This window comes from Marivita sp., assembly GCF_022763305.1.
In the GTDB taxonomy this organism is placed as follows: domain Bacteria; phylum Pseudomonadota; class Alphaproteobacteria; order Rhodobacterales; family Rhodobacteraceae; genus Marivita.
Map to the genome: position 1 here is coordinate 1 of NZ_JALEGT010000093.1, position 24,303 is coordinate 24,303.

24 protein-coding genes and 1 pseudogene are annotated in these 24,303 nt (G+C 62.8%); 14 read left to right on the forward strand and 11 right to left on the reverse strand.

Annotation, left to right across the window (positions count from 1 at the left end):
- Positions 1 to 101 precede the first annotated feature (101 nt).
- From MRY75_RS16555 to hypE, 7 genes are read left to right on the forward strand one after another with little or no spacing between them, the layout of a single operon-like run.
- Complete coding sequence (locus MRY75_RS16555) at positions 102 to 1,010, forward strand: hydrogenase expression/formation protein HupK (RefSeq protein WP_292309109.1); 909 nt, start codon at positions 102 to 104, stop codon at positions 1,008 to 1,010.
- Positions 1,003 to 1,344 (forward strand): hydrogenase maturation nickel metallochaperone HypA, encoded by a 342-nt coding sequence (hypA, locus tag MRY75_RS16560; RefSeq protein ID WP_292309110.1) that lies wholly within the window; start codon positions 1,003 to 1,005, stop codon positions 1,342 to 1,344. The genes MRY75_RS16555 and hypA overlap by 8 nt, the downstream gene beginning before the upstream one ends.
- The gene (hypB, locus tag MRY75_RS16565; protein WP_292309111.1) at positions 1,344 to 2,180 is read left to right on the forward strand and encodes a hydrogenase nickel incorporation protein HypB; all 837 of its coding nucleotides are present in this window, start codon (positions 1,344 to 1,346) and stop codon (positions 2,178 to 2,180) included. The genes hypA and hypB overlap by 1 nt, the downstream gene beginning before the upstream one ends.
- On the forward strand, positions 2,177 to 3,658 hold the full coding sequence (locus tag MRY75_RS16570; RefSeq protein WP_292309112.1) for a sigma-54 dependent transcriptional regulator: 1,482 nt from the start codon (positions 2,177 to 2,179) through the stop codon (positions 3,656 to 3,658). Before hypB ends, MRY75_RS16570 begins: the two co-directional genes overlap by 4 nt.
- Positions 3,659 to 3,661: 3 nt before the next feature.
- Positions 3,662 to 3,952 carry a HypC/HybG/HupF family hydrogenase formation chaperone gene (gene hypC, locus MRY75_RS16575; protein WP_292309113.1) on the forward strand — a complete coding sequence of 97 codons (291 nt, stop codon included), beginning with the start codon at positions 3,662 to 3,664 and terminating at the stop codon, positions 3,950 to 3,952.
- Positions 3,949 to 5,094: a hydrogenase formation protein HypD gene (hypD, locus tag MRY75_RS16580; RefSeq protein ID WP_292309114.1), complete on the forward strand. Its 1,146-nt coding sequence runs from the start codon at positions 3,949 to 3,951 to the stop codon at positions 5,092 to 5,094. Before hypC ends, hypD begins: the two co-directional genes overlap by 4 nt.
- Before the next feature lie 2 nt (positions 5,095 to 5,096).
- Complete coding sequence (gene hypE, locus MRY75_RS16585) at positions 5,097 to 6,140, forward strand: hydrogenase expression/formation protein HypE (protein WP_292309172.1); 1,044 nt, start codon at positions 5,097 to 5,099, stop codon at positions 6,138 to 6,140.
- A gap of 16 nt (positions 6,141 to 6,156) precedes the next feature.
- On the opposite strand, the gene MRY75_RS16590 is transcribed toward hypE, so the two are convergent.
- Entirely contained in the window at positions 6,157 to 6,552 is a 396-nt protein-coding gene (locus tag MRY75_RS16590; RefSeq protein ID WP_292309115.1) for a VOC family protein, read from the reverse strand.
- A 124-nt stretch (positions 6,553 to 6,676) separates the two neighbouring features.
- On the opposite strand from MRY75_RS16590, the gene MRY75_RS16595 reads away from it, so the two are divergent.
- The 7 genes from MRY75_RS16595 (at position 6,677) to MRY75_RS16625 (ending at position 13,055) form a co-directional block, all read left to right on the forward strand.
- On the forward strand, positions 6,677 to 7,339 hold the full coding sequence (locus MRY75_RS16595; RefSeq protein ID WP_292309116.1) for a TetR/AcrR family transcriptional regulator: 663 nt from the start codon (positions 6,677 to 6,679) through the stop codon (positions 7,337 to 7,339).
- A 158-nt stretch (positions 7,340 to 7,497) separates the two neighbouring features.
- Positions 7,498 to 8,352 (forward strand): ABC transporter ATP-binding protein, encoded by an 855-nt coding sequence (locus MRY75_RS16600; protein WP_292309117.1) that lies wholly within the window; start codon positions 7,498 to 7,500, stop codon positions 8,350 to 8,352.
- A gap of 10 nt (positions 8,353 to 8,362) precedes the next feature.
- A complete protein-coding gene (locus MRY75_RS16605) occupies positions 8,363 to 9,136 on the forward strand; it encodes an ABC transporter permease (RefSeq protein ID WP_292309118.1) in 774 nt (257 codons plus the stop codon).
- Positions 9,137 to 9,175: 39 nt separating this feature from the next.
- Complete coding sequence (locus MRY75_RS16610; protein WP_292309119.1) at positions 9,176 to 10,201, forward strand: ABC transporter substrate-binding protein; 1,026 nt, start codon at positions 9,176 to 9,178, stop codon at positions 10,199 to 10,201.
- A gap of 67 nt (positions 10,202 to 10,268) precedes the next feature.
- Positions 10,269 to 11,726, forward strand: coding sequence for an amidohydrolase family protein (locus tag MRY75_RS16615; RefSeq protein WP_292309120.1), 1,458 nt, complete (start codon positions 10,269 to 10,271; stop codon positions 11,724 to 11,726).
- Between the two features lie 19 nt (positions 11,727 to 11,745).
- Positions 11,746 to 12,171 carry a nuclear transport factor 2 family protein gene (locus MRY75_RS16620; protein WP_292309121.1) on the forward strand — a complete coding sequence of 142 codons (426 nt, stop codon included), beginning with the start codon at positions 11,746 to 11,748 and terminating at the stop codon, positions 12,169 to 12,171.
- Positions 12,168 to 13,055, forward strand: coding sequence for a polysaccharide deacetylase family protein (locus MRY75_RS16625; RefSeq protein ID WP_292309122.1), 888 nt, complete (start codon positions 12,168 to 12,170; stop codon positions 13,053 to 13,055). The genes MRY75_RS16620 and MRY75_RS16625 overlap by 4 nt, the downstream gene beginning before the upstream one ends.
- Here the strand turns inward: MRY75_RS16625 and MRY75_RS16630 are convergent.
- The 10 genes and pseudogenes from MRY75_RS16630 to MRY75_RS16675 all read right to left on the reverse strand — a co-directional run bounded on the left by MRY75_RS16630 (position 13,016) and on the right by MRY75_RS16675 (position 24,261).
- A complete protein-coding gene (locus MRY75_RS16630; RefSeq protein ID WP_292309123.1) occupies positions 13,016 to 13,513 on the reverse strand; it encodes a peroxiredoxin in 498 nt (165 codons plus the stop codon). The genes MRY75_RS16625 and MRY75_RS16630 overlap by 40 nt on opposite strands.
- A gap of 220 nt (positions 13,514 to 13,733) precedes the next feature.
- Complete coding sequence (locus MRY75_RS16635; protein WP_292309124.1) at positions 13,734 to 14,771, reverse strand: extracellular solute-binding protein; 1,038 nt, start codon at positions 14,769 to 14,771, stop codon at positions 13,734 to 13,736.
- A 53-nt stretch (positions 14,772 to 14,824) separates the two neighbouring features.
- The gene (locus tag MRY75_RS16640) at positions 14,825 to 15,853 is read right to left on the reverse strand and encodes a histone deacetylase family protein (RefSeq protein WP_292309125.1); all 1,029 of its coding nucleotides are present in this window, start codon (positions 15,851 to 15,853) and stop codon (positions 14,825 to 14,827) included.
- Positions 15,853 to 16,664: pseudogene (locus MRY75_RS16645) on the reverse strand (ABC transporter permease). Before MRY75_RS16645 ends, MRY75_RS16640 begins: the two are co-directional and overlap by 1 nt.
- Positions 16,664 to 17,584 carry an ABC transporter permease gene (locus MRY75_RS16650; protein ID WP_292309126.1) on the reverse strand — a complete coding sequence of 307 codons (921 nt, stop codon included), beginning with the start codon at positions 17,582 to 17,584 and terminating at the stop codon, positions 16,664 to 16,666. The pseudogene MRY75_RS16645 and the gene MRY75_RS16650 overlap by 1 nt, the downstream one beginning before the upstream one ends.
- Complete coding sequence (locus tag MRY75_RS16655) at positions 17,584 to 18,675, reverse strand: ABC transporter ATP-binding protein (RefSeq protein ID WP_292309127.1); 1,092 nt, start codon at positions 18,673 to 18,675, stop codon at positions 17,584 to 17,586. The genes MRY75_RS16650 and MRY75_RS16655 overlap by 1 nt, the downstream gene beginning before the upstream one ends.
- A 151-nt stretch (positions 18,676 to 18,826) precedes the next feature.
- A complete protein-coding gene (aguB, locus tag MRY75_RS16660) occupies positions 18,827 to 19,702 on the reverse strand; it encodes an N-carbamoylputrescine amidase (RefSeq protein WP_292309128.1) in 876 nt (291 codons plus the stop codon).
- A 10-nt stretch (positions 19,703 to 19,712) separates the two neighbouring features.
- A complete protein-coding gene (gene argE, locus MRY75_RS16665; RefSeq protein WP_292309129.1) occupies positions 19,713 to 20,855 on the reverse strand; it encodes an acetylornithine deacetylase in 1,143 nt (380 codons plus the stop codon).
- Positions 20,852 to 22,186, reverse strand: coding sequence for an aminotransferase class V-fold PLP-dependent enzyme (locus MRY75_RS16670; RefSeq protein WP_292309130.1), 1,335 nt, complete (start codon positions 22,184 to 22,186; stop codon positions 20,852 to 20,854). Before MRY75_RS16670 ends, argE begins: the two co-directional genes overlap by 4 nt.
- The gene (locus MRY75_RS16675) at positions 22,183 to 24,261 is read right to left on the reverse strand and encodes an FAD-dependent oxidoreductase (protein WP_292309131.1); all 2,079 of its coding nucleotides are present in this window, start codon (positions 24,259 to 24,261) and stop codon (positions 22,183 to 22,185) included. The genes MRY75_RS16670 and MRY75_RS16675 overlap by 4 nt, the downstream gene beginning before the upstream one ends.
- Positions 24,262 to 24,303 lie beyond the last annotated feature (42 nt).

The window sequence follows — 24,303 nt, forward strand, 5'->3', positions numbered from 1 at the left end:
ACGCCATTTGGGACTGGTCACGATGGCGACGCGAACATCAAATCAACGCCGCCATCGCGCATCATAAATCTCGACTCAAAGTGCAACTGTAGTACTAGGCCATGAACCAGCCGCTCGCATATCCCCTGCGCGCCAAGCCGGTGCCCGCCCTGCCCGTGGCACGGATGGTACTGGGCAAGCCGGTGCACGAGGTCGCGGCGTTGCTGCCGCGCCTTTTCAACCTGTGCCGCGTGGCGCAGGGGGTGGCAGTCCGGGCGGCACTGGGGCTGGAGCTTGCGGATGGCTGGCAAGAAGCGCTGCGGCAGGAAATCCTGCGGGAGCATGTGGCGAAGCTTTGCCTGAAATGGCCTGCACTGATGTCCCGCCCTGCGGTGGCTTTGCCGCGGGATTGGATGACGGGGTCGGGCGCGGCACGTCAGGCGCTGTTTGGCGACCCTGCAGGAATGCCGCATCATTTCGAGGATCTGCGCGAATTTCTCGCGCAAGACACCGGAATTGCGCCGATCCTGCGCGCGATCTCGGAGCTCTTTCAACCCGGAGAGGGATGCCGGGCGATCCTGCCCCATGCCACGACGAACGCCGTTTTCCACGTCGATGTTCAGGAAAACTCGGTTGCCGCCCGCCGTGCCGACCACCCGGTCCTGCAGCAGATTGCCATCACTCACGGGCACGGACCGCTGTGGTCGGCACTGGCTGTAGCGTATGAACTGGATGCCCTGCTGACGGGAGAGCCCCCGCAGCTTTGGCGGCTTGCCAACGGCGCTGTTGTCGAAGCCGCACGTGGCCTTTACGGGATCACGGCTAAAGTCGAGGACGGCCGCGTCACCGCCTTTACCCGCATCACGCCGACCGATCACCTGACGGCCCATGGCGGCGCGCTGGACCAGTCACTGGCCAGCCTGCCCGCCGAGCGTGCGCGGGGGTTGGCGCCGCTGCTCTTGTCAATTCTCGATCCGTGTTATCCAGTTTCCGTGGAACCTGCCCAACAAAGGGAGCCGGAGCATGCATGAGATGTCGCTTTGCGAAGGCATGCGCAGCGTGATCGAAGATCAGGCCCGCCAGCACAATGTCGCGCGCATCACCCGCGTGCGGGTCGAGATCGGGCGCTTTGCCGGGGTCGAGACCAAGGCGCTGCACTTTGCCTTCGACGTGGTGATGCGCGGGTCGGTGGCCGAGGGTGCCGAACTGGTCACGCTCGACCTGCCCGGACGGGCGCTGTGCTACGACTGTATGAAAGAGGTGGAGATCGAAGCCCGCCTCGACCCCTGCCCCTTATGTGGCGGCGGAAAACTGATGCCGCAGGGCGGCGACGAAATGCGGATCAAGGATTTGGAGGTGGCGTAATGTGTAATGTTTGCGGATGTTCGGACGGCGAAACCAAGGTGCATGGGCACAGCCATGATCACCACCATCACGACCATGACCACGGTCACCACCACCATCATCACCACGATCACCACCATTACGGCCACGGCCCTGCGGGCACCGAAGTGCCGGGCATGTCGCAGGAGCGGCTGATCGAGATCGAGACCGACATCCTGTCGAAGAACGACCGCTATGCGCAGGCCAACCGGGCGGTTCTGACCCAGCGCGGCATTCTGGCGCTGAACCTCGTTTCCTCGCCCGGATCGGGCAAGACGACGCTCCTTTGCAAGACCATCGAAGCCCTTGGGGATCAGCCGCTGGCGGTGATCGAAGGGGACCAGCAGACCCAGAACGACGCCGACCGTATCCGCGCGACCGGTGCGCGGGCGGTGCAGGTGAACACCGGCAAGGGCTGCCATCTGGATGGTCACATGGTGGGCCACGCGATGGAGCATCTGGCGCTGGACCCCGGGTCGATCCTCTTTATCGAGAACGTCGGCAATCTGGTCTGCCCCGCCGCCTTTGATTTGGGCGAAGATGCCAAGGTGGCGATCCTGTCGGTGACCGAAGGCGAAGACAAGCCGTTGAAATACCCAGATATGTTCACCGCTGCTCGGCTGGCGATCCTGAACAAGATCGACCTTGCGCCCCATTGCGATGTGGACCTCGACCTCTACGAGGCCAACCTGCGGCGGGTGAATCCGGGGATCGAGATCCTGCACCTGTCGGCACGCACCGGCGAAGGCATGGCGGAGTGGCTGGCGTGGCTGCGGACCCATCTGGCCGAGAAAGCGATCCAAGAGGCGGCGCAATGACCAGCCTGCCCACTCTTCTGCTGGTGGATGACGAAGAGCATTCGCTGGCCGCCATGCGGATGGCGCTGGAGGACGATTTCGACTGTCTGGCGGCCACCAATGCCGATGATGCGATGCGGCTGATGGAGGAGAACTTCGTTCAGGCGATCTTTTGCGACCAGCGCATGCCCGGCAAGACAGGTGTCGAGTTTCTTGCGGATGTGCGCGAACGCTGGCCGGACACGGTGCGGATCATCATCACCGGTTATACCGAAACGAACGACATGATCGCGGCGATCAATGAGGCCGGGATCTACCAGTTCCTGACCAAGCCCTGGCATCCCGATCAGCTTGTCATGGCGGCCAAGAACGCGGCGCAGTTGTTCCAGCTTGCGCGCGATCATGATCGCATGTCGCTCGAGATGCGCTTCATGGGCAAGACAGCCGAAACCAAGGTCGAAGCGCGCCGTCGGACCTTGCGGGAAGGCTTCGGGTTCGAGCGCATCCTGCGTGCGCCCAATTCTCCGATGAACGCGACGGTTGAACTGGCGCGGCAGGTGGCGAGCTTTGATGTGCCGGTCCTCATCACCGGTGAGGCGGGCACCGGCAAGGACATCATGGCGCGCGCGATGCACTATGCCTCGTTACGGTCGGACCAGTCGTTCTACGAGTTGAACTGCGCCGGTCTGCCGGATGACGTGCTCAAACTGGAATTGCTGGGCGCCAAGAAAGGCGCCCTGCCCGGCCAGCCCAATACGAAGATCGGCCTCTTGCAGAAGGCCGCACGGGGAACCCTGTTCCTGAACGGTGTCGATACGCTCAGCCCGCAGATGCAGTTGGTTCTGCTGCGTGTTGCGACTGAAGGCAGTTTCGAACCGATCGGCGGGATGGAAACCCTGACCACGAACACACGGCTGATCACCGGAAGTCACAGCGATCTGTCTGTCGCCGTGGCCGAGGGTGAGTTCCGGTCGGACCTTTACTATGCGATTTCCACAACCGAACTGTCTCTGCCGCCCCTGCGGGCGCGGATGGAGGATCTCGACATACTGTCGCGCCACATCCTTGGCGATCTGGCAAGCGAACATTCAAAGCCCGTCGAAGGGCTGTCGAAACTCGCGCTGGAATTTCTGGGCAATTACGACTGGCCCGGCAACCTGCCCGAGTTGACCAACGAACTGACCCGGATGCTGATCCTGAGCCAAGAGCCGCGGCTTGGGCCGGAACTGATCTCGCGCCACATCCTGCAGGCCGACCCATCGGTGTCGGCCCGCCCCGACCCGCGCGCGACCGATCTGCTGGTGTCGGAAGGCACGCTCAAGGACAGGGTCGAAGCCATCGAGGCGCGCATCCTGCGCGAAACGCTGACCCGACTGAAATGGAACAAGAGCCGTGCGGCGGATGAGCTGGGGCTGAGCCGCGTCGGCTTGCGCTCCAAACTCGACCGCTACGGCGTGCATCAACCGGGCAAGACCACCGCCCCTGAAGAGGAGGATTGAGCCATGTGTCTGGGAATACCGGGACAGATCGTCGAGATCACCGATGCCGACCGATTGATGGCGATGGCAGACATTTCCGGCGTGCGCCGTGAGGTGTCAGTGGCCTGCGTGGCCACCCCTGATCTGAATGATCTTCTGGGCGAATGGGCGCTGATCCATGTGGGCTTTGCCATGAGCGTGATCGACGCGGACGAGGCAGCAAAGACGCTGGAGGCGTTGCGCGGTCTTGGAGAGGCGCAGGAAACGCTGGAGGCGATGGCCGAAGGGACCGCAGCACTTGAGGGCACGCAATGAGATATGTCGAAGAATTCCGCGATCCGATTGCTGCAAAAGCCGTGCTGTCCGCAATTGAGACATTGGTTGAAGAAATCGGTGCAACTGCCGAAAATCCCGTACATATCATGGAAATTTGTGGTGGACACACCCATGCGATTTTCCGCTACGGGCTGGACCGGTTGACGCCGAAAGGCATCGAGTTCATCCACGGTCCCGGCTGCCCGGTCTGTGTGCTGCCGATGAGCCGCATCGACGAATGTGTCGAAATCGCCGAACGGCCCGAGGTGATCTTCTGCACCTTCGGCGACGCGATGCGTGTGCCGGGAACGCAGAAATCTCTGTTGCAGGCCAAGGCCGATGGTGCTGACATCCGCATGGTCTATTCGCCGCTCGACGCGCTGGAAATTGCGCGGCGCAACCCGGAGCGGGAGGTGGTGTTCTTTGGTCTTGGGTTCGAGACAACCACGCCATCGACCGCGCTGTCGATCCAGCAAGCGGCGCGGGAAAGCCTGAGCAATTTCAGCGTGTTCTGCAACCACATTACAGTGCCCCCGCCGATCAAGGCGCTGCTGGATGATCCGCATATGGTGCTGGATGGGTTTGTCGGCCCCGGCCATGTGTCGATGGTGATCGGCACCCATCCGTACGATTTCATCGCTGAAACCTACGGCAAGCCCATCGTCGTCGCTGGCTTTGAACCGCTGGACCTGTTGCAATCCGTCTTGATGGTGCTGCGCCAGATCCGCGATAGGCGCGCCGAGGTCGAGAACCAGTACGCGCGGGTGGTGCCGGAACATGGCAACCCGGTCTCGCTTGCCGCGATCGCCGATGTCTATGAGCCGCGCCCGACCTTCGAGTGGCGCGGGCTGGGCGAGATCGACGCGAGCGGGTTGCGCATCCGGGGCAAATACGCGGCCTTCGATGCCGAGGAGAAATTCGCTGTCGGCTACGGGGCCGGACCGCGCATCGTGGCGGAACCCGAAGGCTGCGCCTGTGGTCAGGTGATGACAGGGCGGATCAAGCCCACGGGCTGCCCGCAATACGGCACCGGCTGCACGCCCGAGATGCCGCTGGGCGCGCTGATGGTCAGTTCCGAAGGGGCCTGCGCCGCCTATTACCAATACGGCGCGACCGATGACACGCTGGAGGCGGCGGAATGAACATGACCACTCCGATCAAACCCGCCCGCCTGCGGGGCGACCGCGTGACCATGGCGCATGGCGGCGGTGGCAAGGCGATGCGCGATCTTATCGAAGAGATCTTTACCGACGTGTTCCTGCCCCCGGGATCAGAGGATCAGGCGCGGCTGACCTCGGATGCGCTGCGTGAACCGGGTGCACAACTGGCCTTCACCACCGACAGCTTTGTCGTGTCGCCCCCTGAATTTCCCGGCGGTGACATCGGCAAGATCGCGGTCTGCGGCACGGTGAACGATCTGGCGGTCGGCGGGGCGAAACCGCTTTGGCTGTCTGCTGCGTTCATCATCGAGGAAGGCTGCGAATTCGCCCTTCTGCGCCGCATCGTGACGTCGATGCAGGCCGAGGCCGACAAGGCCGGTGTGCGGATTGTCACCGGCGATACCAAGGTTGTGGAACGGGGGGCGGCGGACAAGGTCTTTGTCACCACCTCGGGCGTCGGGGTCATTCCAGCGGGGCGTGACATGCGGGCGGACAACATCCGCCCCGGCGATGTGGCACTGGTCAATGGCGTGCTCGGCGATCACGGCGCGACAATCCTTGCGGCGCGCGGCGACATGGCGCTGAGCACCGACATCCAGTCCGATTGCCAAAGTCTCAACGCGCTGATCGAGGCGGTGCTGGAAGCCGCACCCAACACCCGCGCCGCCCGGGATGCAACGCGCGGTGGGGTTGCGTCGGCGCTGAACGAGATGGCAGACGCCGCCGGCGTGCAGATCGAAATCGACGAGACCACCCTGCCCCTGCGCCCCGAGGTCAAAGGCGTCTGCGAGGTGCTGGGGCTCGACCCGCTATACCTTGCCAATGAAGGCACTCTGGTGCTTTTCGTTCCCGCCGACGAGGCCGACGCTGCGCTCGCCGCGATGAAAAGCGTCGAGGCGGGACGCAATGCCACCGCCATCGGCACGGCCAAAGCCGGTCATCCGGGACGGGTCACGATGAAGACCCTGTTCGGCGGGCAACGGCTGGTGGACACATTGGTCGGAGAGCAATTGCCCCGCATCTGTTGACCTTGCCCTCGGAGGATCAGCGCGCAACCTCATAAAGTTCGAGCGGCAGGTCGTCCGGATCGCGGAAAAAGGTGAAACGGCACCCGGTGTAAGGGTCGATCCGAATGTTTTCGACCGCGATGCCCCGTGCCTCGAGCCTGGTCTTCATGTCGGCGACATCGGAAACGGCAAAGGCCAGATGCCGCAGGCCGCGCGCTTCGGGGCGCGACGCGCGGGCGGGTGGATCGGGAAAGGAAAACAGCTCCACCTGCGATCCGTCGGGCAAGCCGAGATCCAGCTTCCACGACCCCCGCTCTTCGCGGAAATTCTCGGCGAGAACGGTCAGACCCAGCGTATCGATATAGAACGCCCTGGACCTGTCATAGTCCGAACAGATGATGGCGGCATGGTGAAGTCCGCGCAGATGCGCCATCGGCGTCGCTCCGTGTTTTGCGCCATTATGAAAGCAGCGGCCCGCCCCCGCAATGGGCCCACGACCGCGCCATCCGGACATCCCCGAGGGTTGACACCCGGTCGACCGCTGTTAGCGCTTTGGCATGCGGAAGACAGACACCCACGTTGCGCCCGTGCGCACCCGAGACCCGGAGCGCACCCGGGCGCAGATCCTCGAAGCGGCGCTGACCGAATTCGCGGCGCATGGCTTCGATGGTGCAAAGGTGCATGCGATTGCCGAAAGCGCGGGCTGCAATGCACGGCTGATCTATCATTACTTCGACAGCAAGGAGCGGCTCTACATCGCTGCCCTGCGTCGCATTTATTCAGAGATCCGCGCGCGCGAAGAGGATTTGCACCTCGATACGCTGCCGCCGGAACAGGCGATCCGCCGTCTGACGGAAACCACCTTCGATTTCTTCGGAAACAACTCGGTTTTCCTGTCGATCACGCGCAGCGAGAACCTTCTGGGCGGGCGGTTCATCAGCCAGGAACCCGAGATCCAGAAGATGTCGCAACCGTTTCTCGACAAGATCGCCGATGTTCTGAAACGCGGGCATGAGGCTGGTGTTTTCCGCGACGGGATCGACGCGTTGCAACTCTATGTCAGCATCGTTGCGCTAAGCGCACATCACATCAATGCCAGCCACACTCTGTCGGCCACCTTCGGGCGGGACTTGTCCACCGAGGCGTGGCGGCAGGACCGGCGACAGCATGTGATCGAGATGGTGCAGGCCGCCGTCCGTCAGCGCGAATCGAAGGCCTGACCCGCGCCAAGGGTGCGACATTGTATACCTCCGCATATGCAGATTTCTTGCTCAGACGGCGAAAATAACGCCTGCAAAAGAGGCAGCGCGAAGATAATTCAATTTTCATTTACTTAACCACTTCCGGTTTCACGACGCGCTGCTGTTGGGTCGGCGGCATGAACATGTCAGCCAACATCCCCGCTCCCACCGCGCAGCAGGCCAAACCTGCAGGCGTTCATTCCCGACCGGCGTTGGAACTGCAGGACGCGTCCGTTGTCTTTGGCAGCGGAGACACCGCAGTCACGGCTCTGTCGCCCACAAACCTCAAGATGGAGCGCGGGGATTTCCTTGCGCTTGTCGGCCCATCAGGCTGCGGAAAGTCCACGATCCTCAAGCTCGTCAGCAACCTGATCCAGCCCAGCTCGGGTCTTGTGCTGGTGGGCGGGAAAGAGGCGAAGGCCAAGGAACTGCGCATCGGCATGGCGTTCCAGAACCCGACGATGCTGCCCTGGCTCACCATCGAGCAGAACATCCTGATGCCGCTCAAGATCGTGGCACCGTTCAAGCACACCTATCGGCAGGACAAGAAGGGCGCGTTCCGCGACCGCGTGCATGCGCTGCTGGCACAGGTGGGGTTGAAGGATTTCGCCAACCATTATCCCTGGCAGTTGTCGGGCGGCATGTTGCAGCGGTCCAATCTCTGCCGGGCGCTGGTGCATGAACCGGACCTGCTGCTGCTGGATGAACCCTTTGGCGCGCTCGACCAGTTCACCCGCGAAGAGCTGTGGCAGATCATGCAGACGCTGTATCTGGATCGCAAACCCACGGTTCTTCTGGTCACGCATGACCTGCGCGAAGCGGGATACCTGGCCAACCGCATCTGCGTGATGAGCGCACGTCCGGGGCGGATCATCTCGGACGAGCCGGTGAACATCCCGCAACCGCGCGACATCGGCATGATCTATAGCCCCGAATTCGTCGAAATGACCCAAGGCCTGCGTGAGTTGATCGCGCAAGTCCGCAGCGCGTGAGGATTTTGCAATGACCGACTCTCAACGCATCCGAGTGCTGTCCAGCTCGCTGATCATCGGGTTCTTCCTGACATGGGAGGTGCTCTGCATAATCCTGAACGTGTCTGACCTGATCCTGCCGCGCCCGTCCGAGATTTTGGTGACGATGTGGACGCGGTTCCCGGTGCTCTGGCCGCATATCCTGCAGACGCTCTATTCCACTTTGTTCGGCTTTTCGCTGGGCGTGATCATCGGGGTCGCTTTGGGCGTGATCGTGGGAACCTCGAAGATCGCCTATGCCGTGGCGTACCCCTTGCTGGTCGGATTTTCGTCGATCCCCAAGGTCGCGGTGGTGCCTATTTTCGTTTTGTGGTTCGGGTCGGGCACCACGCCCGCCGTGCTGACGGCGATGGTGATCTGCGTGTTCCCGATCGTCGTCAACATCGCCACGGGCCTTGCCACGACCGAGCCAGAACTTGAAGACGTGCTCAAGACGCTGGGGGCCTCAAAGACAGAGATCCTGTGGAATGTCGGTCTGCCCCGCGCGATGCCCTATTTCTTTGCCTCGCTCAAAGTGGCGATCACGCTCTCCTTTGTGGGCGCGGTCCTGTCGGAGACCGTGGCGTCCAACATGGGCATCGGCAACGTGATGATGACCGCCTCCTCAAACTTCCAGGTCTCGCTGGTCTTTGCCGGGCTGATCATCCTCGCCCTGATGGGGGTCGCGCTTTACGCGGTCTTCTCGTTCCTCGAACGCCGGGTCACCGGCTGGGCCACACGCGGCAACGACATCGCCGTCACCTGATCCGAAACTTCCCTCTCTCCAATCGAAAAGGACGACCTCATGAAACACTCTCTGTTCGGTGCCGCCCTCGCCCTTCTGGCCGGAGCTGCCCCCGCCTTTGCCGAAATGACCGACATCCGCTTCACACTCGGCTGGAAAACCCAAGGGTCGGACGCGCCCTTCCTGCTCGCACTGCACAAAGGCTATTTCGAGGAAGAAGGCCTGAACGTCACCATCGACCAGGGCGAAGGATCGGCCGCAACCGTGACGCGCATCATGGGCGGGGCCTATGACGCAGGTTTCGGGGACATCAACGCCATCATCCAGAACGCGGCCGCCCGTCCGGGCGAAGCGCCGGTCATGGTCTACCAGCTTTGGAACCGCCCGCCCTTTGCCATCGTGACGCCCAAGACCGCCGGGATCGAAACACCCGCCGATTTCGAAGGCAAGACGCTGGGCGGCGCGCAAGGCACGCCGACCACCCGCCTTTTCCCGGTCTTCGCCGAGCTGAACGGCATCAACCTTGATGCGGTCAAGCAAGAGAACATGGCGCCGAACCTGCAGGAGCCGATGATGATCCGCGGCGACATCGACGGCGCGTTTGTCTTCACCTCGACCAGCTGGTTCAACCTGATCGCCAACCGTCAGGACCCGGCAAACGACTACAACTGGTTCAACTTCGAAGACTACGGGATGGACCTCTATTCCAACGGTCTGATGGTATCGCGCCAGTTGCTGGCCGAGAACCCCGAAGCGGTGGCAGGTCTCGTCCGCGCGGTGAACAAGGCCACCATGGAAGTCGCGGCCAATCAGGACAGCTCGGTCGAGGCGATCCTTGCCTTCGACAACCTGGTCGACCCGGAACTGGAACGCGCCCGTCTGGAATTCGCGCTGACCAACCTGATGAACGCGCCCGAAGTGACCGAGATCGGCATGGGCGATCTGGTGGACGAGCGTCTGACCCGTTCCATCGAGATCGTCGCCAAGGGCTATGGCCTCGACCGCCTGCCCGAAGCGTCGGAAATCTTCAACCGCTCTTTCCTGCCGCCGATGGAAACGCGCACCTTCGAAGTGACGCTGAACTGAGCCACGCAACAGACATGCGCCAAGGCCCTGCTTTGGCGCATGTTGTCTGTCTGGGGATCGCGGACATATGACGAAAACCCTGATCCATGGCGCCGAGGTGCTTGTCGGGAACGACCAGTTTGCCGAGGTGTCGCTTATGATCGACGGCGACCGGATCGCGGCGATCCTGCCCAAGGGTGAAACCGTTACGGACGCCAAGGCACTGGATGCCAGCGGTCGCCTGATCATCCCCGGCCTTGTCAACGGACACACCCATTCGCATGGCGCACTGTCGCGCGGCGGTGTGCCGGATGATGCCACTCTTGAGACATTTCTGTCCGGGTCCGCATGGTTGAACGCCAACCGCAGCCATGACGATCTGTCACTTTGCGCGCAGCTGTCGGCGGTCGAGCTGATCCGCAAGGGCTGCACCGCCTGTTTCGACCTCTTCATCGAATTGCCCGGTCCGACGGTCGATGGCACCCATACCGTGGCCCATGCCTATCACGAGGTGGGCTTGCGCGCGGTCGTTGCGCCGATGATCGCGGACCAGACGATTTATCAGGCGCTGCCGGGGCTGCTCGACGCCTTCGACGGCCCGCTGAAAGACGCGGTGGCGGCGCTGAGCCTGCCGGATTGGGACAGCACGATGGCCGTCTGTTCCGAGGCGCTGCGCGACTGGCCGGTGCCCATGGATCGGGTGCGGCCGGGGATCGGGCCGACCATTCCGCTGCATTGCTCGGATCCGTTCCTGCAGGCCTGTGCGCGCCTCTCGGACGACATCGGTGTGCCGCTTCAGACCCATCTGGCCGAAACGCGCATGCAGCAGATCATGGCGCAGCGCAAATACGGCACCTCGCTGGCAGAACACCTGTCTGAGCTTGGCGTGCTGTCGCCCCGCTTCAGCGGCGCGCATGGTGTCTGGCTGTCTGATGTGGAGATGGAGCTCCTCGCCGAAGCTGAGGCTGGCATCTCGCACAATCCGATGAGCAATCTGCGGATCGGGTCAGGTATCGCACCCGTGCGCCGTATGGCAGATGCGGGCGTGACCATGGGCATCGGCACCGATGCCAGCAACACCTCGGACGGGCAGAACATGTTCGAGGCGACCCGCCTTGCTGCCACCCTCAGCCGCGCCCAGAGCATCGACAGCACCGAGTGGGTCCGCACGCGCGAGGCGTTCGACATGGCGACGACCGGCAGCGCACGGCTGTTGGGGTTCGACAGGCTTGGGCAGATCGCCGAAGGCTGGCTCGCTGACCTTGTTTTCCTTGACGCGGGCTATTGCCACTACACGCCCCGACGCGCCCTGCTCGACCAGATCGTGTTCGCCGAAACCGGCGCCGCCGTGCGCGAGGTGATGATCGCGGGCCGGATGGTTTTCGCCGGGGATCGCATCCTGACGCTGGACGAGACCGCCCTGCGCAGCCGCGCCCTTGCCGCCGCCGAACGGATCACCCACGCCAATGCCGAGGCCCGCGTGATGAACGCCGCTGCCGCCGCAGTCGTCAAAGGCTTCTGCCTGCGCAACTGTGCTGCCCACTGACCCCATGAAGGAGGACCACATGGACCAGAAAACCGATCCCGCCACCGCCGCAAAGGCCATCGTCGAGGCCTATCTCGAACGCTCGATGGTGCCCGATCCCGAGGGCGCGCGGGCCTATGTGTCCGACGATTTCGACATCACCTTCACCGGCGGGCGCAAGTTCACCGGACCGCACGAAACCTCCGCCTTCAACGCCAAACGCTACAAATGGGTGAAAAAGAAATTCCTGCGCACCGATGCGGCCTACGATCCGGCGACGGGGGATGTCCATGTGTACAACACGGGCTATCTTTACGGCGAATGGCATGATGGAACGACGTTCGAGACCAACCGCTACATGGACAGCTTCGTTGTTCGCAACGGTCAGATCGTCAGCACCCATGTCTGGAATGACAGCGCAGAAATCCTGCTGGACAAGGCAGGCTTGGCCGAGGCCCCTTTATGATCCAACTGCCGACCCACGACCGGTACGACTACAGCGCCATCACGGACCGCCCGGACTTCACATGGCCGAACGGGAAACGGCTGGCGGTCTATATCGGGCTGAACCTTGAACATTTCGCCTTTGGCGAGGGGTTGGGCGCGGAACTGGCCCCCGGCGGTCCGCAGCCTGACGTGCTCAACTACGCGTGGCGCGACTATGGCAACCGTGTCGGCGCGTGGCGGATGCTCGATCTGTTCAACGCGCTGGATCTGCCCGTAAGCGTGCTGGCCAATTCGGTGATGTATGACTACGCGCCCGATCTGATGGCCGCCTACAGCGCGCGCGGAGACGAGATCGTGGGCCACGGGCGGACCAATTCGGAACGGCAAAGCTTGCTGTCCCCTGCGGAAGAAGAAGCCCTGATCATTGAAGCCACGGATGTCCTGACCAAAGCAGAAAGCAAATCGCCAAAAGGCTGGCTGTCGCCCTGGATCGCGGAAAGCCGGGTGACGCCGGACCTGCTGAAGAAGGTGGGCTACACCTACACGCTCAACTGGTGCATGGATGACCAGCCCGTGTGGATGCGCACCGAACATGGCCCGCTTCTGTCGATCCCCTATCCGCAGGAAGCGAACGACATCCCGTCCATCGTGGCACGCAAGGATGGCGCTGCAGCGTTTGCCGACATCCTGATCGACACTTTCGACGAGATGCTGGAACAGTCCAAAGCACAGTCTTTGGTGATGGGTATTGCCCTGCACCCCTATCTGGTCGGCCAGCCTTACCGCCTGCGTCACCTGCGCCGCGCATTGACGCATATCTGCGCACACCGCGACGACATCTGGATCACGCAGGCCGGAGCTGTCTACGACGCCTTTGCCGCCCTGCGCCCGCCGCAAGCGTGATCCTTGTCGAAACAGGTCGCCCATCGGTTTGATAGGTAGTTCAGCATGGTCTCGGCCCCGGAGCGGTCAAGCGGAACGCCCGGAGGATTGTCCTTGAACCCCGGTTCGCTGAACATCTGTTCGATCCGGCAATCCTCGACATACATCGCGTAGCGCCAGCTGCGCAGGCCCATGCCGTTGCTGGTCCGTTCGACCAGCATGCCCATCTTGCGGGTGAATTCGCCATTGCCGTCCGGCAGCATGCGGACCTTTTCGATGTTCCGGGACAGCGCCCATTGGTGCATCACGAAGGCATCGTTGACCGACAGGCAGATCACCTCGTCGATGCCCAGCGCGCGGAAGCTGTCATACTGGGCCTCAAAACCGGGAAGGTGATTTTCGGAACAGGCCGGTGTGAAGGCACCGGGCACGCCGAACAAAACAATCCGCTTGCCCGCGAACACGTCGTCTGTGGTCACCTGCTTCCATTCGAACGGGTTGGGACCGTCCAGCGCGCGTTGCGCACACGAGTGTGAAAAAGGGCGTCGGGAACGGTTTGGGGGTGCATGTCGGGCCTTTCCAGATGTGCTCCAGACAGGCTTTACGCCAAGTCGTGTCGTCCGTCGATCACCTGTTCCATGGTCCTGTGCCGATGTCGAAAGGTCCCCCGACGCGTCATGGCACATCGGGGGTGCTTTTTCACTTCTTCAGGTTGGTCCAGATCTGGTCGTAGACCTCTTGCGTGGCTTGATCGCAGACCTCGATGAACACGCCGGCCCCGGCGCTTGCGGGCGGGTTGCTTTCGGGCTGGGTGGCCAGCGTCGGATCAAGGAAGTCGCCCACACCCGTGACACCCGCGTTATAGCGCGCGTAGTTGGTGACGGCGGCGATGTTCTCGGGTTCCAGAAGGAAGTCCATGAATTTGATCGCGTTGTCGCGGTTCGGCGCATCCTTGAGCAAGACGACGTTGTCCATCCAGACGATGTAGCCCTGCGACGGGAAGGCGTATTCGATATTGGCGCCCTCTTCGCGGCCCTTGGCGGCAAAGCCATCATAGATCTGGCCGACCGCGGCATCACCCGACACCAGCACCTCTTTCGCGGTGTCCGAGTTGAAGGACGCCCAATGGGTCTTGGCCTCTTGCAGCATGTCGTTCAGCGCCTTGAGCTGATCGCGGTCGGTGGAACATTGCGGGATGCCCATGTGCAGCGCCGCCATTGCCAGCACTTCGCCCTGACTGTCGAGCATGTTGATCTTGCCCGACAGCTCGGCCGGAGGATTGAACAGGATGTCCGTGGTGCCGATGTCGCCTGTAAAGACGTCACGGTTCACGGCAAAGGAGGTCGACCCCCACTGATACGGGATCGAGTGCTGCCGACCCGGATCGAAGGACGGATCGGCCCATTCCGGCGCGATATTGCCCTTGTTGGACAGCTCTCCGTCGGCAATCGTATCAAGCAGACCCTCGCCCGCCATGATCTGCACCATGTAGTCGCCCGGCACCGCCACGTCATAGGTGCCGATGGCCCCGGCCTTGAGCGATGCGAGCAATGCTTCGTTGCTGTCATAGGTGTCCATGACCACCTCGACGCCGTAGTCTTCGCTGAATCTGTCCAGCAATTCCTGCGGGATGTACTCGAACCAGTGGTAGATCACCAGTTTGCCCTCGGCCGCTGCGGCCCCGGCTGTCAGCGCCAGCGCGCTTGCTGCGACGGTGGTCTTGAGAAATGTCTTCATGGTCAGTCCCCTGTTGGTTGATGCCCGTGTGGGCCGAGTTGGTTGCGCCACGCTCAGTGGCCTTGGAATCCTTCCAGCACGTTCACGGTGTTGATCCCGATTTCCGCGATGTCGTAGCCGCCCTCCATCACAAAGAGCGTCGGCAGGCCTGCAGCCGCGATGTCCGCGCCCATCGTGATGAAATCCGGTGAGGTGAGTTTGAAAAAGCTGATCGGATCGGTCGCGAACGTATCGACCCCAAGCGACACGATCAGGGCGTCCGGTGCATAATCCGCGATCCGCTCCAAGGCTGTGGCGAGCGCGGTGCGCCATACGTTAAAGCCGGTTCCGCGCGGCATCGGCAGGTTGAGCGTAAAGCCTTCGCCCGCGCCCGAACCGGTTTCGTTGGCATAGCCGAGAAAGTAGGGAAACGCCTCCTCCGGAGTACCATGCAGCGAGATGAACAGAACATCATCCCTATCGTAGAAGATGTCCTGCGTGCCGTTGCCATGGTGGAAGTCCACGTCGAGGATGGCGACGCGCGCCATGCCTGTGTCGCGCAGATGCTGGGCCGCGATGGCGGCGTTGTTGAAGAAGCAATAGCCGCCGTAAAGGTCCTTTGCCGCATGGTGCCCCGGCGGGCGGCAGAGTGCGAAACAGCCGCGCGCGCCGGTGCGCAGACGCTCCGCCCCGGTCAGGGCGACATGGACACTTGAAAGCGCGGCCTGCCATGTGCCTTGCGTGATGCTGGTCTCGGCAGCAAGCGCATAATAGCCCAACTGCCCGTCGATGCCCGAGGGGCGCGTCTGCACCATCCGGCGCGCGGGCCATGTGCCTGCAATCGCCTCGCCCTTGAACCCGGCGGCCTGCCAGCGGTCCCATGCGGAGTGCAGGAAGTCGACGTAGTCGGCATCGTGCACCGCCAGGATCGGCTTCATGCCAAAGCTGTCGGGCGCCGTGATCGGCCCAAGACCCACCTCGGTCAGCCGCTCATGGATATAGTCCAGCCGCGACGGGCGTTCGAACGGGTAGACCAGTTGCCCGCCATATAGCTCCGTCTGGGCGTCGCGCAGTTTGTGGTCTTCGGAGTAGATCGTTTCCATCAGCGTCCCTCTGCCGGATCCCGGCGTCCGATCAGCCAGGACAACGCGACCATGACGATGGACACCGCCAGCAGAAGCGTTGCATGGCCATGATGTTGGGCTTGATGCCCTGTTTGACCGCGCCAAAGATCGCGGTGGGAAGGGTCTCGACCCCCGCGCCTTTGACGAAATTGGTGATGATGAAGTCATCGAGCGAGATGATGAAGGCAAGGATGAACCCTGACACGATCCCCGGCATCATCAGCGGCAAGAGGATACGAGTAAACGCCTGCCGCTTGGTGGCGTAAAGGTCCATCGCGGCCTGCTCGTACGTGGCTTCGATCCCCTGCATCCGCGCGGAAATCGGCATATAGGCGAAGGGAATGCAGAAGGCGATGTGCGCCAGCAGGATGGTCATCAGCCCGCGTTCGATCGCGATGGCGTTGAAGAAGATCAGGGTGGCAACGGCCGTGACGATCTCGGGCACCATGAGCGGCAAAGAGATCAGGCCGATGGAGACCGTGCGCAACCGGAACGTACCGGCGCGCAGGACGGCGGTGGCGGCAAGTGTTGCGATGATGGTGGCCGTCGTGGCGGCGGTGATCGCGATGATGAAACTGTTCCACGCCGCCTCTTTGAACTTGCCGCTTTCGGGGCCGGTGAACACGTCCACATACCAGCGCAGCGAGAATCCTTCCCAGATCGTGATCGAGGGGGAGTCGTTGAAGCTGTAGACCGCGACCACCACCAGCGGCGCGTAGAGGATCACGAGACAGAGCAGCGTGATGGCGAAAAAGCCCGGATAGCGGCGCAGGTCATAGGGTTTGGCCATCACGCCGCCTCCTTCCGGCTTTGACGGGCAAAGACCATCAGCAGGATCAGCACCATCGTCAGAAGGATCATCGACGCGGCTGCGCCGAAAGGCCAGTTGCCTGCGTTGCCCTTGAACTGTTCCTCGATCAGCGACCCGATCATGAAGGTCCGCGCCCCGCCCAGAAGGTCCGGTGCGAGGAACGACCCGAGCGAGGGTACGAAGACAAGGATGCATCCCGCGATGATGCCCGGCTTGACCGACGGGATCACGATCCTGCGCAGCACCGCCCAGCGCGGGGCGTAAAGATCGGACGCCGCCTCGGACAGGGCGAAGTTGTAGCGCTCGACGGCGGCATAGATCGGCAGCACCATGAAGGGCAGGTAGGAGTAGAACAGCCCCAACTGCACGGCGAGGTTGGTGTTCACGAGACCCAAGGGCTCGGAAATGATGCCCAGCCCGATCAGCCCGTCATTCAACGGCCCTTCGTCGCGCAGCAGGAACTTCATCGACACGGTGCGGATGAGCAGGTTCACCCAATAGGGGATCGTCACCAGAAACACCCAGAACGCGCGTTGCCCTTCGGGGCGCGTGGCGATGAAATACGCGGTCGGAAAGCCGATCAGCAGGCTGAGGAACGTGGCCGCGCCCGCCTGCCAGATCGAGCGCCAGAAGATGCCGATATAGGTCCATTCGATTTTCGGTGGCTCGTCCCCGAAAAGGCCCCGGTCAAAGAAGAACTGGTCATAGGCGTCGAGGCTGAACTCCCAGATCACGCCGCCCCGGAATTCCTTGGTCAGGAAGGAATAGACCAGCATGATCATCAACGGTGCGAGCGTCAGCAGACCCAGCGTCACCCAGGCGGGCAGCAACAGCAGCGTGCGCGCCTCGCGATAGGTTTCGCTCTGGACCGTGCCACCTGTCGCGCCGCCCCCTGCCATCAGTCGATCAGGAGCCGTGCGGCCCCCGGCTCCATGTTGACGGCAACTTCGGTGCCCGGCTCGAAGATGCGCGCGTTTCCGCGCGAGGAATTGGACGAGCGCACGGTGAATTGCGGGCCGCCGTCCAGATCTACGATGGTGGCGATGTCGGTGCCGATATAGATCATCTCGCGCACCCGCCCCTTGAGGCTTTCGTCCGCAACCGGGTCTGCCGACAGGAACAAGCGTTCCGGGCGTAGCGACATATGCACCTTGGCCCCCGGTCCGATCCCGTCCACGGCATCGCAGGTCAACCTGTGCCCGCCGCCCAGATGGCACTGCGCGCGCCCATTCGAAACTACGTCCACCGTGACTTCCATCAGGTTCGTATCGCCAATAAAGTCTGCGACAAAGACGTTGCGTGGACGTTCATAGATCTCGCGCGCTTCGCCCAGTTGCTGCAATTCGCCCGCCGACATGACCGCGATCCGGTCGGACATGGTCAGCGCCTCTTCCTGGTCATGGGTGACAAAGATGAAGGTGATGCCGGTTTCGCGCTGCAGGTGCTTGAGTTCCACCTGCATCGCCTTGCGCAGCTTGAGGTCCAACGCAGACAGCGGTTCGTCCAGCAACAGCACCTTGGGCCGGGGTGCCAGTGCGCGGGCCAAGGCCACGCGTTGCTGTTGCCCCCCGGACAGTTGCGACGGCTTGCGCGCCGCGAATTGCGACAACTGCACCATCTCGAGCACCTCGCCCGCCCGTGTGCGGGCCTCGGCCTTGGACTTGCCCAGCATTTCAAGGCCGAACCCCACATTGTCGAGAACGGTCATATGCGGAAAAAGAGCGTAGTTCTGGAACACCGTGTTCACCGGGCGCTTGTGCGGCGGTAGGGTGTCGATCTCGTCGCCATACAGATAGATCGCACCTTCGGTCACATCCTCGAACCCGGCGATCATCCGCAGGAGTGTGGTCTTGCCACAGCCCGAGGGGCCCAGAAGGGTGAAAAACTCGTTGTCCCGGATCGACAGGGAAATCGTCTTCAACGCCGTGAAGGTGCCATACCGCTTGACCGCGCCCTGCACGTCAATGGCGATGTCCCTGTCTTGCGGCAAATCGGTGTCCCCAACCGGTGAAGTCTCTGGGACCGAGCGTAGAAACGAAGTGGCCTGCGCAGAAGACTTGTGTCCCTCAGCACTTGTTAGCCTTTGCCTAATTTCTTTTCGCAAATCGCCCGTTTTTTGGGCATTGCGTGTTAGGTTCTTCCTATCCAGACATCCCATCCAGCGTGCCCAGAAGGCCGTAGTGTTCGGGCCGACGGTCGCGGAAGACACCCCAATATGCTCGGTTGCGGGCCGTCGCGTCCAGATCGAAGGTATGGAGCAGCACGGTCTCGGTGGTCCGATCCGCTTCGGCCACCTTGGCGCCGAATTCGTCGGCAATGAAGGATGATCCGTAGAAGGTTATTTCGGTGCCATGCCGCCCCGGTTCCGTACCGATGCGGTTCGAGGCGATCAGCGGCACAAGGTTGGCCCCCGCATGGCCCTGCTGGACACGTTGCCAATGCGGGGCGCTGTCCCACTCTTCGGCACCGATCTCCGACCCGATGGCAGTGGGGTAGAACAATAGCTCCGCGCCCTGCAACGCCATGGCACGTGCGCTTTCGGGAAACCATTGATCCCAGCAGATGCCCACGCCGATCCGGCCATAGGCGGTCTCCCACACCCGAAACCCGGTGTCGCCCGGCGAGAAATGGTACTTCTCCTGATAGCCCGCGCCATGCGGAATATGCGTCTTGCGGTAGACACCCAATCGCGCGCCGTTTGCGTCGATCACGGCAACCGAATTGAACCGCGCCTGCCCCGCGAGTTCGTAAAACGACACCGGCAGCACGACCTTCAGGTCCGAGGCCAGCCTGGCAAACCGCTCGAGCGTGGGATGGTCAGCAGCGGGCCGGGCGCGGAACAGGTCTTCGGGGTCTTCGTCCTGACAGAAATAGCGGCTTTCGAACAATTCCTGCAGCAGGATGATCTGCGCGCCCTGAGCGGCGGCCTGCCGAACCAAAGCCTCTGCCCGGTCGATATTCTCTGGCTCACCCGCACCACAGGCCATCTGTGTCGCGGCAACCGTGACCTGTCTCATCTTTCGCCCCTCAGTTCGTCATTGCATGCAGCAGCCGGTCGAGCATGGCGTCGCAGGCCTGCAACTCCGACTGCAACAGGTATTCATCCGCCTTGTGCCCCTGCCCGCTCATCGAACCCGGACCACAGACCACGGTCGGGATGCCCAGCGCGTCGAAGAACCCCGCTTCGGTGCCGAAGGCAACCTTGGTGGTGCCGTTCCCGGCAAGGCGTTGGACCTCTGCCACCACCGGCGCGTCTTGTGGGGTATCAAGACCCGGATAGGACCACAGCCGATCCACTACGATCCCGGCACCCGGGCCATAGGCCATGGCGACGCGTGTGGCCGCGTCTGTGATCTGTTGCTCCAGCTTATCCGGATCGTCCTGAGCCAAGTGCCTGATTTCAAATGTCATCTCGGCATGGTCCGGCACGATGTTGAGCGCCCTCCCACCGGACAGAAGACCCACATGGACGGTGCTGTAGGGCACGTCAAAGGCCGCATCCTGAGCGCCGTTCCGGGCGAGGTTGGTCTGCATGTCCTGCAGCGCCTTCACGAAATCCGCCGCCACGTTCAGCGCGTTGACGAAATTCGGGGCCATGGCCGAATGGCCGGCCTCGCCTCGGAGAGTGGCGCGGTAGGACCGTTTGCCCTTGTGGCCGATGGCGACGCGCATGTCGGTCGGCTCTCCGACAATCGCGAGGCGTGGTGCGCCGATCAGAGGTGTCAGGCGGTCGAGCATGCGCGCGATGCCCAGACAGCCCACTTCCTCGTCATAGGACAGAACCAGTTTCAGCGGCTCGCTCAGCGCAAGATGGCTTGCCGCATCGGCCGCGCGGAGCATGGCAGCGACAAAGCCCTTCATGTCTGTGGTGCCGCGTCCGTAAAGACGGCCATCCGCCTGGGTCAGAGCAAAGGGATCGCGGGTCCAATCCTGCCCTTCGACCGGCACAACGTCGGTATGGGCTGACAGCAGCACGCCCCCGGTGCCCTCGGGACCAATCTCGGCATAGAGCCCGGCTTTGGGCGCGTCCGGATCGTCGATGCGCTTGACGCGGAAGCCACGCTGGGTCAGGTGGTCCTCGACATGGTCGATCAGCGCAAGGTTCGATTTGGCGCTGACCGTGTCGAAGGCGATCAGCCGCGCGAGGATGTCTTCGGTCCGGGTGGTCATTGCAGCGTGTCCAGAACGGACATGACATGATCCGCGTCTGTCTGCGGATTGACGATGCAGAGGCGGAACACCATCTCGCCACGCCAGCGGGTGGGCAGGCAGAGCAACGCGCCGGAGCGGCGGTGTTCTTCGGCCCAGCGGATCATCTCGTCCTCCGTCTTGCCCTTGGGCCGGAACAGGATCACCGTCAGGTTCGGTCCGAGCAACAGGTCGAGCCATCGCGCGGCAGCGATCCGATCCGCAAGGTCTTCGGCAATCGCGCGGGTGTGGGCAATCGCCTGCGCATAGGCCTTGGTGCCATGCGTCACCAGCGAATACCACAGCGGCAGCCCCCGTGCCCGGCGCGTCAGGTGAAGCGCGTAATCGGAGGGATTCCATTCGCTCTTGTCGACCGTGTCAAGATAGACCGCACGCTGCCCATGTGCGGCAGCCCCATGGGCCGCATCCCGGTAGAGCAAGGCGCAACTGTCATAGGGGGCAAAGACCCATTTGTGCGGGTCGATGATCAATGAGTGCGCCCGCTCGATCCCGTCAAACGCCGGGCGCATCGCCGGATCGGCCATTGCGGCCCCGCCATAGGCCCCATCGACATGCACCCAGACGCCCTTTGCTTCGGCCAGGTCGGTCAGCCCGGCAATGTCATCCACCGCCCCGCAATTGGTGGCCCCGCCATTGGCCACAAAGGCAAAGGTTTCAGGCGTCACATGCGCGGCGGCGGCTGTGGCTGTCATCCGACCTGACGGGTCCGAGGGGACGACGATCAAATCCGCATCCATCACGCGCGCAACGGCGGCAATCGAGGAATGCGCCTCGGACGAACAGAGGATCGCACCGCGCCCGTTCGTGTCAGTGCGCCCCCGGTGCCAGTGCCGGGCGGCGTGCAGGGCGGAAAGGTTGCCCAAAGTTCCGCCTGCCACAAAGACACCGCCTGCAGATGACGGCCAGCCCGCCAGATCGGAGAGCCAGCGCAGCGCCTGATTTTCGGCATGGATCGCCCCTGCCCCGCCATCCCAGTTGCCGGCAAAGATGCCCGCCGCGCCCAAGGCCGCGTCGAAACTCAGCGCAGCGCGCGTGGGCGCTGCGGCGACGAAGGACAGAGATGTCGGATGGCCGAACGGGCGCGTCGCGGGTTGTATGACGTCAGTGAAAAGCGCAAACGCCGCTTCGGCGCCAAGACCGTCGGGCGTGATCGCACCGCCCATCTCGGCCTCCAACGCGACAGCGGGTCGGGCCCCGTTCCTTGGGTCGGGACCAGCGGCGACATGGCCTTCGACCCAATCCAGTATGCGGCGCGTGTCGTCTTGCGCGAAGGGAAAGGGATCGTGGCTCAATCGACTGCGAGCTCCGTGATCTCGCGACGGAAGGGCAGCGCATCGCCAATATCCTCACCATCGAGTTCGCGCGCGTAGCGATGGCCTGCATAGGTCGCCCAGGCAATCGGCCCCGGCGCTTCGGCATCGCCGATGATCCGCACCGAGTTGATCCCCGCATCCGCCCAATCCGCCTCGCGCGCCTTGAGGTCATGGTAAAGCTGGTTGTTCTCCAACTTCGACGCCACCACCACAACCGCGTCGCAGTCGATCTGGCGGGTCTGATCGGTATAGGTGCAGTTCGACACGACATGGCCCGCTCCAATCTCGGTCACACCGCGATTGAGAACGATCTCGACGCCCATCTCGGCCAGTCGGCGGTGGATCGTGTGCTGTTCCAGCGTGTTCACCGTCCAATCCGAAAGATAAGCCGATGGCGTGACGATCGTCACCGCGCAGCCCGCGTTGCGCAGCAGTTCCGCCAGCACGCCGCCCATGTAGTAGTGATCGTCGTCATAGATCACCACATGGCCCGAGGGGCGCTGGCCGTCCATGATGTCATCGGGCGTGAACACCGGCATTGCAGCATCCATCGGGAACGGCACCACATGCTGACGGCTCACCCCGTCCCTGCGCCATGTGGCCCCGGTGGCGATGCAGATGTTCTGGAAGCCGAATTCCAGGATTGCCTCGGCATCCAGAGCACTGTCGAAATAGGTCTCCACATTGGGTTTCTGGCTGATCTGATAAGTGCGGTAATCTGCAACCCGCCCCCAGGCCGACAGGCCCGGCAACAGCCGTTCCCGCGCGACGCGCCCACCCAGCACACGGCCGGCCTCGGCCAGTGCCACGTCATAGCCGCGTTCGGCCAAGGCCCGCGTCGCCTCCAACCCCGCCGGACCAGCGCCCACGACCAGTACGTTTTCGCTGCGGCCCTTGGGATTCATGCGTTCCGGGTGCCAGCCCTTGCGCCATTCCTCCATGAAGGTGGGGTTCTGCGTGCAGCGGCTGATCGACATGGTCATGTCACCGGTGATGCAGATGTTGCAGCCGATACACTCGCGGATGTCCTCGATCCGGCCTTCCTCGATCTTCCTGGGCAGGAAGGGATCGGCGATCGACGGGCGGGCGCAGCCGATGGCGTCGAGCACGCCACTGCGCACCATTCTGGCCATCACGTCGGGCGAGGTGAACCTTCCCACTCCAACGACAGGTTTCGACGACAGCTCGCGGATGCCACGCACCAGCGCCTCTTGTGCGCCCTCTTCCTTGAAGCGGGACGGGCCGGAGCAGTCTTCCCACGTGCCATGCGCCAAATCCCAGAGGTCCGGCAGGTCCTTGTTCATGTCGATGAACTCGCGCACCTCGGCATTGGAAAAGCCCAGATCACCGATGCTCTCGTCCAGCGAGACCCGCAGGGTGAGGCCCATGCTGTCCCCCACCGCGTCGCGCATGTCGGAAATCACCTCGCGCGCGAACCGGGACCGGTTTTCCAGGCTGCCGCCATATTCGTCATCACGCATGTTGGTGGCGCGGCTGAGGAAGTGCTGGAAGATGCCGAACCCATGCGCGCCGTAGAGGCAGATCAGGTCGAAGCCCGCGATCCTGGCGCGCTTGGCCGCGTTCACGAACCAGCGGCGCAGATCCTTGATCTCGTCCTTCGACAGGGCGCGCGCCTGAACGGGGTCATTGGTGAAGGTGCGGATCGGTCCCGCCGAGACCGCCAGCGGCACCTCCTTGGTGTACATGTTCGGCCCGTTGATGCCGGAATAGGCCAGTTGGATGCCCGCCAGCGCGCCATGCTCCTTCATCTTGCCCGCCATCTTGGCGAGCATGGGAATGTCCTTGTCCTCCCACAGGCGCAGTTCGATGAACGGCGTGATCTCAGACGTGTGGTGCATCTCGCATTGTTCGGTAAAGATCACCCCCCAGCCACCTTCGGACTTGATCCCGCGCATGGCCGCCGCCGCGGACGGGTCGCGATAGCCGCCGCCGTTGCAATGCGGCACCTGGTAAAAGCGGTTCTTGGCGGTGACCGGACCGATGGTCAGCGGGTCGAATAGCACGTCATACCGGGGATCGCGTCCGTCGAGCATCAAGCCTCTCCTGTCGGGTTTCGGACAGATTACAATCTGTGC